Here is a 13,977-nt window from a genome sequence, read left to right on the forward strand (position 1 = left end):
TTGCTCGCCCCGCTCGTCGTCCGCTTGCGGGCACTGGGTGCAGCCGTCGCGCCCACGCCGCCGGTGGTGGATGGAGTGGAGGCTGCCGAGGCCAAGGCGGCGGGCAGCTCCTCCCAGCTGACGTCGACCGCCGGCTTGGACGTCGCCGGGTCTCACTGCACGCCCTTGTCGGTGATGGTCAGCACACCGATGCGGCGCCCACCTCGCCGCACGGGCAGCTCCACCGCGCGCGAGCCGACAGCGATCGGGGTGGGGGTGTTCAGCGAGACGGCGTGCTCAGCTCTGGCCATGAGAGGGCTCCGGTTCTGATGCGCGGCACGCTAGCCGCGGGAATTGTGCGCCGCCCTTAGTGAACGCAGAACTGTGATCGAGCGCAAGCGGTACCGCTTACTACTGGCCCCTCCCCGCTCGCCGCCGGTTCGGTCGGCGTCCATCACGCTCACGGGCCGATGCGGTGGCACGGCCGACCTGCTGCTGGGCGCCGCGAGCTGCGTAAGTGATGTCTGGCCCACCTCCCTGCCGTTGAACCCGAGCGCGGGAGCTGACGTGGCGCACATGCCGGTGGATCGCTCTGCTGCCTTGCGAGTAGCGCGAGACGCATCGCTGCCCTAGCCGGTGTGCAGGGCGCGCGGCCTCATCCTGCGCATTGGTGTCAGGACGTCGACCCGGGCGGCGGGCAGTGCCTGGCTCGCGGGGCCGTGCCCGTGACTGGCTGGTGGTGCTGGCGAACGTGATGCCGGGTCAGTCGCGCCGGTCGAGGGCGGGGCGCGTGCCTCGGCTGACGTGCGGCGGCGAGGGGCGAAGGCGGATGCCGTTGGCGACCTCGTCGACCTTGGCCTCGCGGTAGATGGCCAGCACCCAGCGCAGCGCCTCGGAGAAGTCCGCGCGAAAGTGCCGGTATCCGCGCGGGGTGCTCACCTGGGTGCCGAACTGGAAACGCAGCTGCTCCCAGGTGACCACCACGGGCTTTCGCAGGTAGCTCATCCGGTAGGTCAGCCACGTGTAGACGTCCAGGCGCAGCGGAGAGCCGCGCAGCAGGCGCAGCGCGCCGATGTCGACGGGCACGGGACGGTGGGTGACCTCCTCGTACAGCTCAGCGCTGAGGGTGACGCTGGAGGGCAAGGCGACCTCGACGGCGAGCACGTCCTGCCGTGCGCCTACCGTGCCGGCGCGCTTGCCCTCCGGCTTCGACCTGCGCGTGGTGGCGCCCTTGATCCCTACCGCAGCCTCGCCCGCGGGCCGCGTAGCCCCAGTGGGGGCACCGGTGGAATCGCTGGTGGCCTTTGGGCTGCGCTGGGTGGAAGTCCACAACTCATAGCGCGAGGCGATGATCAGGTTCTGCCCGGCTTCCTGGCGCACCTGCCGGCGCTGCTCGAGGTGCAGGTGCTCGACGTAGTGCACCGACAGGCGCGCGTTGAACAGCCGGCGCGCCTGGTCCTTCAGGCGTCGGATCTGCAGGCCGGTGATGGGCAGCTGCAGCTGGCGGCAGAAGTCGCTGAGGGACTCCCCCAACGGGATGGTGCGGGACTTCGTGCGCACCGCCTCGGTGGTCAGCCACGCCAGCAGCAACCGCGGCAGGGTGCCGAAGGGGTAGCCGATGGGCGAGACGGTGCCGTCGGGTGCGGGTAGCGGGACGCCGGGCTGCAGGGTGAGGGTCAAGCCGCCGTTGCGGCGCTGCCAGAGCGGGATCTCGCCGGGGTCGCGGTAGGGCAGGGAGGTCTGGGCGAAGACGCGGGCGAGGTAGCCGATGTCGGCGTGGGCCTGGTCCCACAGCTGGGCGGCCTCATCCAGCCAGGCGAGGTCATCGCGCGGCGGTCGACCGGCCTTGCGGGTCACGAACGCGAAGCCTTCCACTTAGGCACGCGCCGGTCACGCACCTGCGCGGGTGTGTTGGTGCACTCAGCAGCCGAGGGGGCGTACCGGCGATGCCGCCGATGGCTGCGCGGAGGGGCCGCCTGCTCGCCGACGCGCCTGGTCCCCGACGAGCTTGGTCCCCGATGCCCCTGGTTGCCGACTGCCCTGCGCTGGCGAGCCGCACGGGCGCCCGCTTGATCGGCCTACGCCGAGGTGCGCGCACACGCCTGCCGCGAGCGCGCCGAATGCTGTGCCCCGAGGTGCACGAGGTGCCCGCGAGCGCCGGCTGCGCATGGCGGCTGAGGTGCGCTGGAAGGGTGGGCAGGCGCTCGTCTGCGGCCCCGGCGGGTGTTCACAGGAGCCGGTGGATGGCGGGCGTCAGTCACGTATTTCTGGCGCCGCCCTCGGGTGGGCATTGGTGCAGGAGGGCGCGTATTTCTGGCGCCGCTCTCACGTATTTCTGGCGCCGCCCTGGAGAGCATCACTGCAGGTCAGGGCCGCTTTGCGCGGGTCCCCCTGTAGCTGTCCCTGTAGAGATCTTTACCTGTAGTCGGCGTCGTCGGCTGTGGATGAAGCGCTCCTGGGTGCTGCACGCGCGCGGGGTGCGCGAGCTGCAGCTCGAGGGCCAAAGCTGCGCGCTGCCCGAGTGCACCCGGCTGTTCAGCGACGCATCTGCTTCGGGCAGCAGCACGGGTCGATCGGACAGAAGCACTGGGCTGAACAGCGTGGGAGTGGAGGGCGCCAGCAGGGGGCCACTGGGCACCTGTGCCGCAGGTGGCGGCGGGGGACGGGGAGGATGTGGCGATGAGTGCCGCTGACGTCCCTGCGCCCGGGCAGGAGCGCGCGCGTGCAGGGGCGGCATCGAGCGTCGGTGCTCGGGCTGCAGGAGGTGGGGCTGATGCGCGGGTGCGCATCTTGGACTTGTCGATGCGGCCGCTGGCCCGCCTGCCGCTGGCGGCAGCGCACGGGCCGGGCTGGCGGTGTGCACGGTGGAGCGTGCACCTGCACGAGGACGAGCAGTCGCCGGCGCTCAGGGCGGCGCTGGGTGCCACCGGGCAGCCGGTGGACCGCTGGTGGCACACCCTCACCGTGCGCTTGGAGGAGGACGTCGACGCGGCTGCTGCGGAGAGGACGCGGTGGCCATCGGGAGCTCGCGCCGGTGGACGAGGCGCAGCACCGGCGCGGGCGCTGCCGCGCGTGCTGCACTTGATCTTGGACCGCGCGCCTGGGCAGTCTGCCGTCAGCGTCCTGGCGGCAGCTTTCAACGATGCCGCTTTCGCCCATGAGCTGCTCACCGAAGCGGCCCGCGGATCCAGCGGCGAGCCCGAGGGTGAGCCCGTGGGTGAGCTGGTGCGCTTCGCGCTGCGCTGGGAGCGGATGGTGCAGCAGGCGTGGGCCTTGGCGCAGCCGGCCGAGCAGCTGCTCAGCGCCTACCGGCAGCGGGTGCCGGCGTCCACGATGGCGGCTGAGCACCACGCCCAGTTGGAGATGCTGCAGGCGGCGATGCACGGCATCGGAATGGACCTGGTGCACCACTGGCGCCGGGAGCTGCGCGAGCACCTGCCGTACACCGCCAGCGTCTTGCACCGCCCCAGCGTGGCAGCCATCGCCTACTGGCACCTCGCCGGCTTCAGTCCCGCTCTGCTGGCCACCTGGCGCGGCCCGCACCCTGGCCCACTGGTGGAAGACCCGGCACTTCCCGGCGCATGGCTGCTGCCGTTCGCTCGGGCGGGGTGGAGCGCGCGTGAGCATCAGCAGCTGGCGCGCACCCTCGGCGCGCAGTCGGGCGCAGACAGGGACGCCGCCGTGGCGGGAGGAGCTGTTGGACGCTGGGGGGCGCAGGCTCTGCGGGCCTCGGGGCGAGCCTGCGCCATCGACGTCGCGTGGGCTGAGGTGCCGGTGGCCGATGCGCTGCTGGCCGCCGAAGCGGGCCTGTCGGCACGCGAGGTGCTCACCGCGCTGGCCACCGGCAACTGGGACCGCGCAGCCGCGCACGCCCTGGCCGCCTTGCGCCGCCCACCGGGCTGAGGTGCAGGAGCGCGGCCTGACAGCCGGCGCCGATCGACGGCACGGCGCTCACGGAGTCACAGTGCTCGCAGAACACTCGGCAATCTCATGCTGTGGCATCGAGGTGGTGCGAGTGGGCTGTTCCAGGGGCGTGCAGGCTACGGCGAGCTGGCTTGGACCCTTGCGAACCACGTCTGCGCCGACCCAGGATAGCGCCGCGTACGACCGCGGGGGACCACGTCAGCGACGGGCTACGCCAGCGACGTACCCGGCCGTCGCGAGCTCACGGGATGCAGTTGGTGCAGTGTCGTCCCCACCGGCAGGAAGAGCCTGGGCTGTCAGCGGTACGCCGATCGCCTGCAGGGCCGGTGGGGAGGTCGAGGAACACAGCGATCGCAGCGGTCCGGACGGATCAGAGGGCGATGCGGAGCGTGACGTCGTAGCGGTGGGCCAGCGCATCACGCTCGACGGCCGTCAGGCCGTCGCTACCGCGCAACGCTGCTACTTCGTCGTCGGCCGTCGACCATGCCTCTGTCCATGTCTGCGGCCATGCCTCGCTGGGGTGTGGAGCTCGGTCGCACGCGGCGCCGCGGTGGGCGCCGGCTTGTGGGAGCGGATCGGGTAAGCGGTGGCGATTCTTCGGCCGCTGACTGCTGGTGAGTGCTCGGGGCATCGCGTCCTCCTCATCACGGTCTCGCCGCGCCGGGTGCGCGTCTTCCATGGAGCCACGCGAGTGTTCCCGGCGCTACACGAACAGCTCCCTTCGAGGAACCGAGACGTGATCGATACCGGGACGTGTCCTTGGGTCATCCTGTTGCCGGATGGTGGTGGTGACCGCGCCAGGTGGCACCTGACCGACCTCGATGATGAGGACATCGATGAAGACGTCGGTCGCGGGAGGACCGGGCCTGCACTTGAGGGCAACGCGCTCGCAAGGGCGAGGTGGCGAGACGGCAACTTCCTGCAGGTAGCCGCCTCACCACGTGCTTGGTGCGGGTGTGCCACGTGCGATCGATGCACTTTCGATCCTGAGTCAGGTGAAGGCACGCGGCATGACGGTTCAGCGATGGTCGGAAGACGAGCACGGGCAGCATGAGACCCCTCACACCAATCTTTGTTAGCTTGCTATTGTTAAGGGCTCCCTCGGTTCTGGCGAGCCACATCGAGGCCGGCGATGCTCCGCGAGGGAGGCCATGGTTTGGCCCCGACCGCCCACGAGGACATCGGCGCCCCCAAGTGTGCTCACCGAGCAGGAAGCTGCTCTTAGATTGCCGCCACCCCGATTTGACTGATCAACACTCGATGCCCGCGTGTGCCAAGTGCATCGGCGAGGTCACCGCCGCCCTCGAACTGATCGACACCTTCCACGACGAGCTTTTCCGCCAGTGCCACGCACCCTGCCTTGGACGGGCCTGACGGCACTCACCCCGTACGCATGCTGCACCCCGGCGTCGGTAGCGCCGGCCGGACGATCGCTCCCCATCCCCAAGAGCAAGCCTCGTGAACGCCCGCGCCGCCGGCACCGGGCTCCTGACATCGGGCGCAGCAGCGTCCTGATCGACGCCAGTCGCTGACCGGCCATTCACCCAGCGGTGAGCGCGCGCCCCGGGGCGACGGCACCCACGCGCATGAGGGCTGGGCGAGCCTCACCTCTCAAGGGGCTCAGCGCGCGCCATAGGCACTACGCGCACCGGCCTGCATCCGCACTCAGACCTGCACCCGCACCCGCACCCATGGCCTCGCGCGTGAGGTGGGTCCACCGGCCGCGGCTCCTTGCGCTGCGCCTTCTAGCTTCCACCGAGCAGGGCCCGGCCGCGCCCTGTTGCGCTCGCCTCCTGCCGGCTCACTGCGCACAGTGACGGCAAGCCGCGGTGACGTCTGCGGCCATCGCGCGTCTGCGGCCGTCACGGTAGGCATGACACGCGAGCGTGGCGCCTGTCCTCTCGCGCTGGAAGGCCCTGATGGGCGATGCTGAGCCTCTCGACTGCGCGCGGCGGCTTCCCGCTGCCCAGTCTGCGGGGCGCCGAGCACAGCACGATGGCGCGCAAGACAGCAGGTCAGCTGGACGGCACGAGACAGCAGGTCAGGACACAGCAGCCGAGGGCACCGGCCGAGGAAGGGCGCGCGGACATGTCGAGCATCCATACCCGCAAGGCGCTCAGCGTCGCCGCGGCTTCCTTCGCCTCCATGACGCTCATCCCCCTCGCCGTCGAAGCCAGCCGCACCCAGCGAGTGCTGCTCGTGGCCGGGGCGCTGCCCCTGGCAGTCCTCTTCGGCGCCCTCGCCGCATGGACACCCCCCTGCCCCGCCCAGCCGACGAGCGCGACCCTCGGCGCCGCTGCGACCTCACCAGTTGCGCGCACGGCATCGACGGTGAGCGGGCCGGCGACACGCCTGCAGACCACGCCAGCGTCTGCACCACCTGACGGACGCCGAGCATCAGCACCGCCGCCCACGACGCAGATGGTCAGTTGGGCCCAGCTGCCCGCAGAGGTCAAGGCCGCCCTGGCCGCAGGGCACACAGCTGCGCCTGCGCAGCACACCGGGCACGTCTACAGCTGACACTCTCGCGAGCGGGATCCCGCAGCGCACCAGGGGCAGCAGGTGCAGCAGCGCTGGACGGCACCGGCACGCGGCCGCAGCCGAGGAGGTGGACGAGCACCGCACAACCGGGCTCACGATCGGGCGCGCGAGTCGGCCAACGGCATGAGCAGGTGCCGTCGAGAGCTGACCTCGGACCTGCCGCGCCGCCCAGCACCAGTGCCGTACCGGGCTTGCACGGCAAGCTCGGCGCCGAGGCAGCTTCTGCCGATCTGGCGGCATGAGCAACAGCGGCATTGGGGTGCTGATCGACGGCGTGATCGACAGCCGGGTCAACGCCTCGATCGACGGCTAAACCAGCAGCTGCTTGAGCGCCTGTCCTTCACGGCCCGCCGCCGGCACCGACTCCCGCGAGCGCCCCAGGGGCTGAGCAGGGCCGAGCCGGGTCGCTGAGGCGTGCAAGCACTCTCAGGAGTGCACCTGCAGGCTCGTCACCCGCCAGTCGGTCTTGACCTCGCTGACCGCGTGCCCGTTCTCGGCCAGCACCGTGCGCAGCTCCTGCAGCAACCCGTACTCCCAGTCCGGGCGCGCCATGCGCTCGCTGGAGTCGGCGGAGGCGGGCACCGAGGCACCGGCTCTCCTGGAGTCGTCACCGAGGGAGGACCCAGTGGTGGCGACGTGATCCACGCTGACGCTCACGCTGACCGTGCCGGTGCTGGTGGGCAGCACCGACCAGCGCCGCTGAGCGTGCCAGCCCTGCGCGACGCCCTGGTAGGGGTCGAGGGCGCCGACGTAGCCGGCCACCAGCCGCTCGACCTCGTGGCGCAGCCGGCGCCGCCTCCACAGCACGGCCAGATGCTGGGCGCTAGCCTTGGGAGCACGTAGCAGCACGGCTGGGCGTACACGGTCCATCGACACCGGGCGGCTCCTTCTCGGCGAGGTGGTGGGCGAAGGCTAGAGAGTACGACCTGCCCGCCGTGGTGCCTTCCGGGCTTTTGGACACTTGGATCGATCACCGACGTTTTCTGCCACAGCTGCCTTTCTCACCTCATCGCATCCACCATTCGGTGCTCTACGCACTCCAGCCGACACCCTGCACAGCACCCCAGGCCGGCGCCGCGGCCAGCACCCCCAACCGTTAGCTGACAGGCGAGGGGATGTGCGTGATGCTGTCCTGGGCGGGTGGGGTCGATGAGCGGAAGATCGACCCGACCCGCTCCTCCATGATCAGCAAAGCCTCGGATGCGGAAGCGCCTTTCGACGCGCGCACCGAACCGCACGGTGAACGAGGTGCAGTCAAGGTCAGCGCTGGCTCCGAATCAATCGGGCGGTTCTTGCCGACCGAGCTGGGCTAGAGCGGCATCGCGCGGGCCCCACCACACGCCGACGTGTTGCTACTGGCGTACCCGGCGCCAGCACATCCAGCCCAAGCCATGGTTCAACTCCAGCAGCACCTCGGCCATGCAGATGCCCGCGCGCAGCACGAGGACCATGCGCTCGAGCGCGGCACGGTCATTCCGGCGCGAACAGCTCGCGCGTCCGTGCACCGATGGATGCGATAGCGGCATCGGCAGGGTAAGCAGCTCGCACAATCGATCGCTGACCAGCGAGCGAGGTTGAACGAGGCCGTCGGTGACCATCCAACCTACGCTGTGTCTGACTCGGCGAAACAGGCCAAAGCCCTCGAGCAACTCCTGTCATGGCCTCTCGGCAGTGCACAGCCGCACCGGTAGAGGATCACCACTGACTGCGGCTGCCCACACCCTGGCGAGTCAGGTCGCATCACGGCAGCTCGCCTGCACCGCGTGCTGTGGCCGTGCGCGGCGGAGGGCTTGCGCCTGCTCAGCCACAGGGACAGCGACCATGACTACATCAGGAGTGGGAGCAATATTCAAGTCAAGCAGCACATACCGACACGGCCCGCTCTCGACTGCCCATCCAAGAAGCGTTAACATGCTAAGGTTATCGCTCACCCGAACAGCGATCGGGTAGATCGACACGACGACACCGAAGGAGAGCCTGATGTCCCCAGCGACGACCGCACCGGCGCCCCGCCTCACCATCACGGGCACGCCCTCACGCCTGCTCACGCCGGCGCGCACCCGCCCCAGTCTGGCCCGCATGCACCCGACCCTGAGGAGAGTCGTCATCCCCATGAGCCGAAGCGGCGACACCCCCGCCACCTCCCGAGCGCCGGCGCGCAGGAGCAGCGCCGACCACGCCACCAAGCGCGCCGCCGGCACACCTGCCGACACGACCCCGGTGGCCGAACGCGCGCAGGTGCGCGCCCTGGCCGAGCAGGAGGCACGCGACGTCTTGACCGCCCACGCAGCCGAGCCCGACAGCGAGAAGCTGCAGCGGGTGCGCGACCTGCTCACCGAAACCGAGAACGAGCTCGAGCAGGCTTGGCAGCGCGCACACGCCGCCGCGTTCTCCCTGGCCTTCTACGACGGCGCCGCTCCCCTGGCCAACCGGTACCTGCAGATCTCTCGACCCTCGTGGATGGTGCGCCGCCGGCAGGCGCTGGACGTGCAGGGCCCCTGGCTCAGCTCGGCCAGCCCCGAGCAAGTGCGTCAGCGCGCCCTTGAGCGCGGCATCGCCCACGACCCGCAGGCGATGCTCACCTTGCCCGCGCTGGCGGCGGAGCTGATCATGCTCGAGGAGCGGGTGCGGGCGTTGCGCGAGCTGCGCAAGGAGCTCGTCCGCCAGGTGTACCGGGCGAACCCGGCCACCATGGTCAACCCCGAGGGCCTCAGCCAGAGCCTGCTGGCCCAGTGGAGCGGGCTGACGCCGGGACGCATCTCACAGCTGATCTCGCAGTCCTACCGCGCCAAGCCGCCGAGCGCCGATCCTGATCACGCCATCCCCCAGAGCATGAGCGCCGACAGCCCTGGCGAGCACGCCGGCGCAGGGGGCGACCAGCAGGACGAGGACAACTGAGGTGGCCCGCACCCCCAGCACGCCAGCCTCCACTACGCCGGACCCTGCGTCGTCGAGCTCGCGCAGCCCCGTCGACCTGGTCGCCGACCTGCGCGCCTACGGCATGTCCATCGCCGAGATCGCGCACGAGCTGGAGCGCTCCCCCCGCATGGTCCGCAAGATCGTACGAGGAGAAACCAGCGGCGAGGCCTACCGCGCGACCCTGACCGAGCTCGTCGACACCGGACGTGCCACCACCCGCCCCCCACGCCGGCGCGACCGCACAGGTCAGGTGGTGCCCGTACGAGCACCCCGCGGCTCGGCCACAACCACCATCCGGCCGGCAGAGCCAACCCCTGCACCGGCCACACCACCGCCGGCCGCGGGAGCCGCCCCCACCGGACGGCGTCGGCGCACCGGCCCGCCGGGCACCGGTACAGCGCAGCCGAGCACACCGCCCGAGCCGCCGCAGTCCACGACGTACCTGCCCGGCGGCGCGCGCCAGCACTCCGTGCGCGTCCCGCAGCGTGGTCGCGGCCGCGAAGACGGCCGCCAGCAGGTCAACGCGTGGCTGCGCGCGGCCGCCCGCGGTCAGCGCGCAGGACGCAAGAACGTGCGCTTCACCGTGCACCTGAAGGACGGGCGGGCCGTGACCATCGGCGACAAGGGCGGCTACGCCGTCTCCGCAGCGCTGGCACGCTCACGCGCCGAGGGTCAGGACCCGTTCGCCTGGCTGAACGGGGAGATCCAAGCTCGCTACGCCGACTTTTACCCCAAGGATCGCGACATCGTCGGCGTTGATTTGACCATTTACTAGGGCCATTTGATGGCGCATGTTTCAGCATATTCAACGTTATGCTTTAACCGGCTGTGGAGGAGGGGCGCAGCGGCCTAGCTGACGCTGACCGCGCCCATCTTTCGGCCGCCTCATCCGGCTTCGTGGGACCCGACTCGCTCAGTGCTGCCTGCAGTGCTGTGCGAGCGGTGCAGCGCTGGCACGCACGACCAGTGCGCGATCACTCGCACGGCGCGCATGATGGCGCGTCGCGAGTGCGGGCCGCGTCGTCGCCGCTGGGCGTACCACGTCGGCGATCCTTGTTGGACACTTCGTCGCGAGGGTCGCGCCGGGGCCCTAGTCACCCCAAACCCTCAGGCCCCTGGATCGCTGGGCTTGCACACCAGCGTGCGCGCCGGGCCGCCAAGCGCCCGCCCTGGCACCACGGCGTGGATGTGTGACTACGGGGGCTGCCCGCGTCGACTGCGAAGCGACGGGCTCATAATCGCCCGGGTGGCCGCATCGGCAGGTGGATCATCCGTGGGGCCTAGCCGGATGTGCAGCAAGGGCCGCCTGCTGGACTCGCAGCCGCGTGAGCAACGCTCACCGCGCGGATCGCCGGCTCGATTGAATGCCCGCGGCGGGCGTGACTGCGTGCAGGGTCTGCGGTGCTGCTCGTGCTTGATGGGCACGCGCCCGGCTCGCTCGACATCGGGATCTGCGATGCAGTCTGCGAGAGGGCGACGGGCGCTCACGCAACGACGAGTTGACTGCTGCACCGCTTCACCGCTCAGGTGCTACGGGCTGGGCCGTGCCGCGCCTGGTCGGCGCCAGGCACGAATCGTCCCTCGGCGTAAGAGCGGCGTCGCCGGGGTGCGTTCCGGCTCGCTGGCCCGGGCACTGCGGCCGATGGAATCACCGCTTGAGATGACGGCTTGGGACCTCGCCGTCGTTAACGCAAGGCCAGGTCGAGGGTAGGCAGGACGCCGCCGGGGAACTGCTGCAGCCGGCCTCCGAGGTGGAGGCTGCCCAGATCGATGACGGCCCAGCCGGCACCTTCGACGAGGCGCTGCACTCGCTTGTTCGTGACGGCATCGTCGCCTGAGAGGAAGATGACGCGCCGGCCGCCGCTGTGGCGCGGGTCTTCGGCCAAGACGGCAGGCGGCAAGGTGTTGAAGGCCTTGACCACGGCCGCACCGGGCACCATGTCGGCGATGACGCTCGTGGATGGCCTGCCCCCGAGGTCGGCGACGCGGAAGTCGGGTGGCCCCAGAGGGTTGGTGGTATCGATCAGGATCCGCCCGGACCAGTCGGAAACCCCGGCGAGGGCATCCGGGGCGCTGCGCCAGGGAACCGCCAGGACGACGAACTCCGAGGCGGCGGCTTCCTGCACCGTGCCCGCCGCCACCTGGAAGCCCAAGCGACTCGCGTGGGCGGTCAGGGTGTGAGGTCCTCGACTGTTGCTGATGGTCACTGCCTGGCCAGCGGCCGCGAAGCGCAGGGCGAGCGCGGAGGCGATGGCGCCGGCACCGATGATGCCCACGGTCATGGGGTGTCCTTCCTGGACGTGGTCTGCTTGTGGATGGGCTGCGAGGCGATGGGGTGTACGAGCGCCCCTGGTGCGGGTGCCAGACATCTTCGGCAGGCCCGCACCGGCCGGGGCTGCAGTGCCGTCCGGCAGGCTAGGCGCCCGCGTGCTGGAGCGTTTGAGGATGCGTGCACGACTGCTTGACCGTCGCCTCCCCCTTCACCGCACGCGGGTGGGGTTCTCCAGGCGTGACCGGCGAGTGCTCCCCCGCTGCCCACGGCCAGAGGTCAAGAACTCGTGCGCGCTGGGGCAAGCTCTGCGAGACCGCTCTCACTAGCGTCGGGCCGACCCCACCCCCGAAGTGAGGAGAACGTCATGTCGGAATCGATCGATCAGCCGGATCGTGCAGCGGTGCCGGTGCTCTTCATCCACGGGCTGTGGGTGTCCACCCTGGCCTGGCAGCCGTGGCAGGCGATGTTCGAGCGGCAGGGCTTCACCACCTCCGCTCCCGGCTATCCCGGCGAGGCGCTGGATGTGCAGTCCGCGCGCTCCGATGCTGGCGCTCAAGCTGGGCAGGGCATCGAGGCGCTGACGGAGCACTACGCCGCCGCTGCCGCCGCTTTGCCGAGCCCTCCCATCCTCGTCGGGCACTCCTTCGGGGGTCTGATCGCTCAGAAGCTGCTGGCTGGGGGAACGGGTCGGGCGGCGGTGACGATCTGCCCGGCCCCCATGCGCGGGGTCCTGCCGTTGCCGCCGGCGCAGCTGCGTTCGGCGTGGCCGGTGCTGAGCAGACCGACCAACCGGCACCGGGCGGTGGCGCTGAGCCGGAAGCAGTGGCGTTACGCGTTCGGCAACGCGCTCTCCCAGGAGGAGTCGGACCTCCTGCACGAGAAGTGGTCCATCCCCTCACCGGGACGGCCGTTGTTCGAAGCCGGCACCGCCAACTTCAGCCCCTCCTCCCCCGCAGCGGTGCCTCGACCGGCGGACCGGGCGCCCCTGCTCATCATCGCGGGCAAGGCCGATCACACGGTGCCCTACGCCTCGGTGCGAGCCTCCTACCGGTTGCAGCGCAAGTCCGGTGCGGCGACGGACTGGGCCGTCTTCGAAGGCCGTGGTCACTGCCTGACCATCGATGCCGGCTGGGCCGACGTCGCGACGAAGGCCTTGCAGTGGCTGGTGCAGCAGGGCATCTCCGCACGGCCGCACAGCGCGTCTCGCTGAGCCGTACGCCTGGCGGGCACCCGCGAGCCGTACCCGCGAGCCGTACTCACGAGCCGTACCCACGAGCCGTACCCACGGGCCGTGTTCAGGGGCCCGCTCCCCCGCGGCCGGCTGCCGACGACGCCGGCCGCGGGTGGCGGGGCGGCTCAGACGGCGAAGCCGCCGTCGACGTGCCAGGTGGTGCCGGTGATGAAGCGCGCCTCGGGGCTGGCCAGGTAGGCCACGGCGCTGGCGATGTCCGCCGGGCTCGCGTAGTGCCCCAGCGGCAGCATCGCGCGCATGGCATCGGCGAAGTCACCGGCGTCGGGGTTCATGTCGGTGGCCGTCGGACCCGGCGCGATGGTGTTGACGGTGATGCCGCGCGGACCGAGCTCGCGCGCCAGTCCCCGCCCGAGCCCGGCGACCGCCGCTTTGGTCATGGCGTAGACCCCCAAGCCGGCCACGGGCACGCGCTGGGCGTTCACACTGCCGATGGTGATGATGCGCCCTCCCTCGCGCAGGTGCGCAGAGGCGGCCTGGATGGCGGCGAAGACGCCGCGCACGTTGACCGCGAGCATGCGGTCGACCTCGTCGAGGGGGAAGTCCGCCAACGCGGCCACGTGCGCGATCCCCGCGTTGTTGACCAGCACGTCGAGGCGCTCGAACGCCTCGACCGCCTGTGCCACCGCCTGCTGCACCGCTCGCGGATCGCCGCTGTCGGCGCGCACCGCACGAGCGCGCCCGCCGTCGGCGTGCACCTGCTTGAGCAGCTGCTGGGCCTCTTCGTGGGCGCTGGTGTAGGTGAAGGTCACCGATGCGCCCTCGGCGGCGAGGCGGCGCACGATCGCCGCACCGATGCCGCGCGAGCCGCCGGTCACTAGCGCCGCCTTGCCGTGGAGCGTTCGAGCAGACATGCGAGCCTCCCATTTCGAACCGATCGTTTCGGTATGGTGTCGGAACAGGGACGGCTCCGTTCTTCTTCCCTCCAGTGGGCAGCAGCTGGTGCTGCCCACGCCAAGCGCCCGCGCCGAGCGGCCGCCGACAGGGTCGCTGAGGGGTTGTTCCGGGGATGCTCGGGCGGCTCCCTCACTGCTGAGGCGGCGTCGGCCGGCCGCGGCGGCGGTGCTCGAGGTCCGGGCGGCGCGCAGGAGGA

General features: G+C 70.8%; 11 protein-coding genes. 5 read left to right on the forward strand and 6 right to left on the reverse strand.

The annotated features are described in order from the left end of the window. Nucleotides 1–152: 152 nt before the first annotated feature. Both ACRYMN_RS05445 and ACRYMN_RS05450 read right to left on the reverse strand, forming a co-directional pair. Entirely contained in the window at nucleotides 153–290 is a 138-nt protein-coding gene (locus tag ACRYMN_RS05445) for a hypothetical protein (protein ID WP_432492779.1), read from the reverse strand. A gap of 451 nt (nucleotides 291–741) precedes the next feature. Further along, the gene (locus ACRYMN_RS05450) at nucleotides 742–1,854 is read right to left on the reverse strand and encodes a replication protein RepA (RefSeq protein WP_432492781.1); all 1,113 of its coding nucleotides are present in this window, start codon (nucleotides 1,852–1,854) and stop codon (nucleotides 742–744) included. 1,338 nt (nucleotides 1,855–3,192) lie between these two features. Here ACRYMN_RS05450 and ACRYMN_RS05455 point away from each other — a divergent pair. Then, complete coding sequence (locus ACRYMN_RS05455) at nucleotides 3,193–3,882, forward strand: hypothetical protein (protein ID WP_432492783.1); 690 nt, start codon at nucleotides 3,193–3,195, stop codon at nucleotides 3,880–3,882. Nucleotides 3,883–6,870: 2,988 nt separating this feature from the next. Here ACRYMN_RS05455 and ACRYMN_RS05460 read toward each other — a convergent pair. Then, nucleotides 6,871–7,251 (reverse strand): hypothetical protein, encoded by a 381-nt coding sequence (locus ACRYMN_RS05460; RefSeq protein WP_432492785.1) that lies wholly within the window; start codon nucleotides 7,249–7,251, stop codon nucleotides 6,871–6,873. Between the two features lie 314 nt (nucleotides 7,252–7,565). Between ACRYMN_RS05460 and ACRYMN_RS05465 the strand changes: the two genes are divergently transcribed. Next, a complete protein-coding gene (locus ACRYMN_RS05465; protein ID WP_432492787.1) occupies nucleotides 7,566–7,757 on the forward strand; it encodes a hypothetical protein in 192 nt (63 codons plus the stop codon). 39 nt (nucleotides 7,758–7,796) lie between these two features. Here the strand turns inward: ACRYMN_RS05465 and ACRYMN_RS05470 are convergent, their stop codons facing one another. Next, nucleotides 7,797–8,042, reverse strand: coding sequence for a hypothetical protein (locus ACRYMN_RS05470; RefSeq protein WP_432492789.1), 246 nt, complete (start codon nucleotides 8,040–8,042; stop codon nucleotides 7,797–7,799). Between the two features lie 514 nt (nucleotides 8,043–8,556). On the opposite strand from ACRYMN_RS05470, the gene ACRYMN_RS05475 reads away from it, so the two are divergent. Together ACRYMN_RS05475 and ACRYMN_RS05480 are read left to right on the forward strand one after the other, a co-directional pair. Beyond that, nucleotides 8,557–9,342 carry a hypothetical protein gene (locus ACRYMN_RS05475; RefSeq protein WP_432492790.1) on the forward strand — a complete coding sequence of 262 codons (786 nt, stop codon included), beginning with the start codon at nucleotides 8,557–8,559 and terminating at the stop codon, nucleotides 9,340–9,342. Between the two features lies 1 nt (nucleotide 9,343). Then, nucleotides 9,344–10,138, forward strand: a complete 795-nt coding sequence (locus tag ACRYMN_RS05480; RefSeq protein ID WP_432492792.1) for a hypothetical protein — start codon at nucleotides 9,344–9,346, stop codon at nucleotides 10,136–10,138. Nucleotides 10,139–11,048: 910 nt separating this feature from the next. Here the strand turns inward: ACRYMN_RS05480 and ACRYMN_RS05485 are convergent. Then, a complete protein-coding gene (locus ACRYMN_RS05485; protein ID WP_432492794.1) occupies nucleotides 11,049–11,732 on the reverse strand; it encodes an NADPH-dependent F420 reductase in 684 nt (227 codons plus the stop codon). 267 nt (nucleotides 11,733–11,999) lie between these two features. Here ACRYMN_RS05485 and ACRYMN_RS05490 point away from each other — a divergent pair, with 267 nt between their 5' ends. After that, nucleotides 12,000–12,845 carry an alpha/beta hydrolase gene (locus ACRYMN_RS05490; RefSeq protein WP_432492796.1) on the forward strand — a complete coding sequence of 282 codons (846 nt, stop codon included), beginning with the start codon at nucleotides 12,000–12,002 and terminating at the stop codon, nucleotides 12,843–12,845. Nucleotides 12,846–12,991: 146 nt separating this feature from the next. On the opposite strand, the gene ACRYMN_RS05495 is transcribed toward ACRYMN_RS05490, so the two are convergent. Next, nucleotides 12,992–13,738, reverse strand: coding sequence for a 3-oxoacyl-ACP reductase family protein (locus ACRYMN_RS05495; protein ID WP_432492798.1), 747 nt, complete (start codon nucleotides 13,736–13,738; stop codon nucleotides 12,992–12,994). Between the last annotated feature and the right edge of the window lie 239 nt (nucleotides 13,739–13,977).

The organism is Kineococcus gypseus, assembly GCF_050871305.1.
Lineage (GTDB): Bacteria > Actinomycetota > Actinomycetes > Actinomycetales > Kineococcaceae > Kineococcus > Kineococcus gypseus.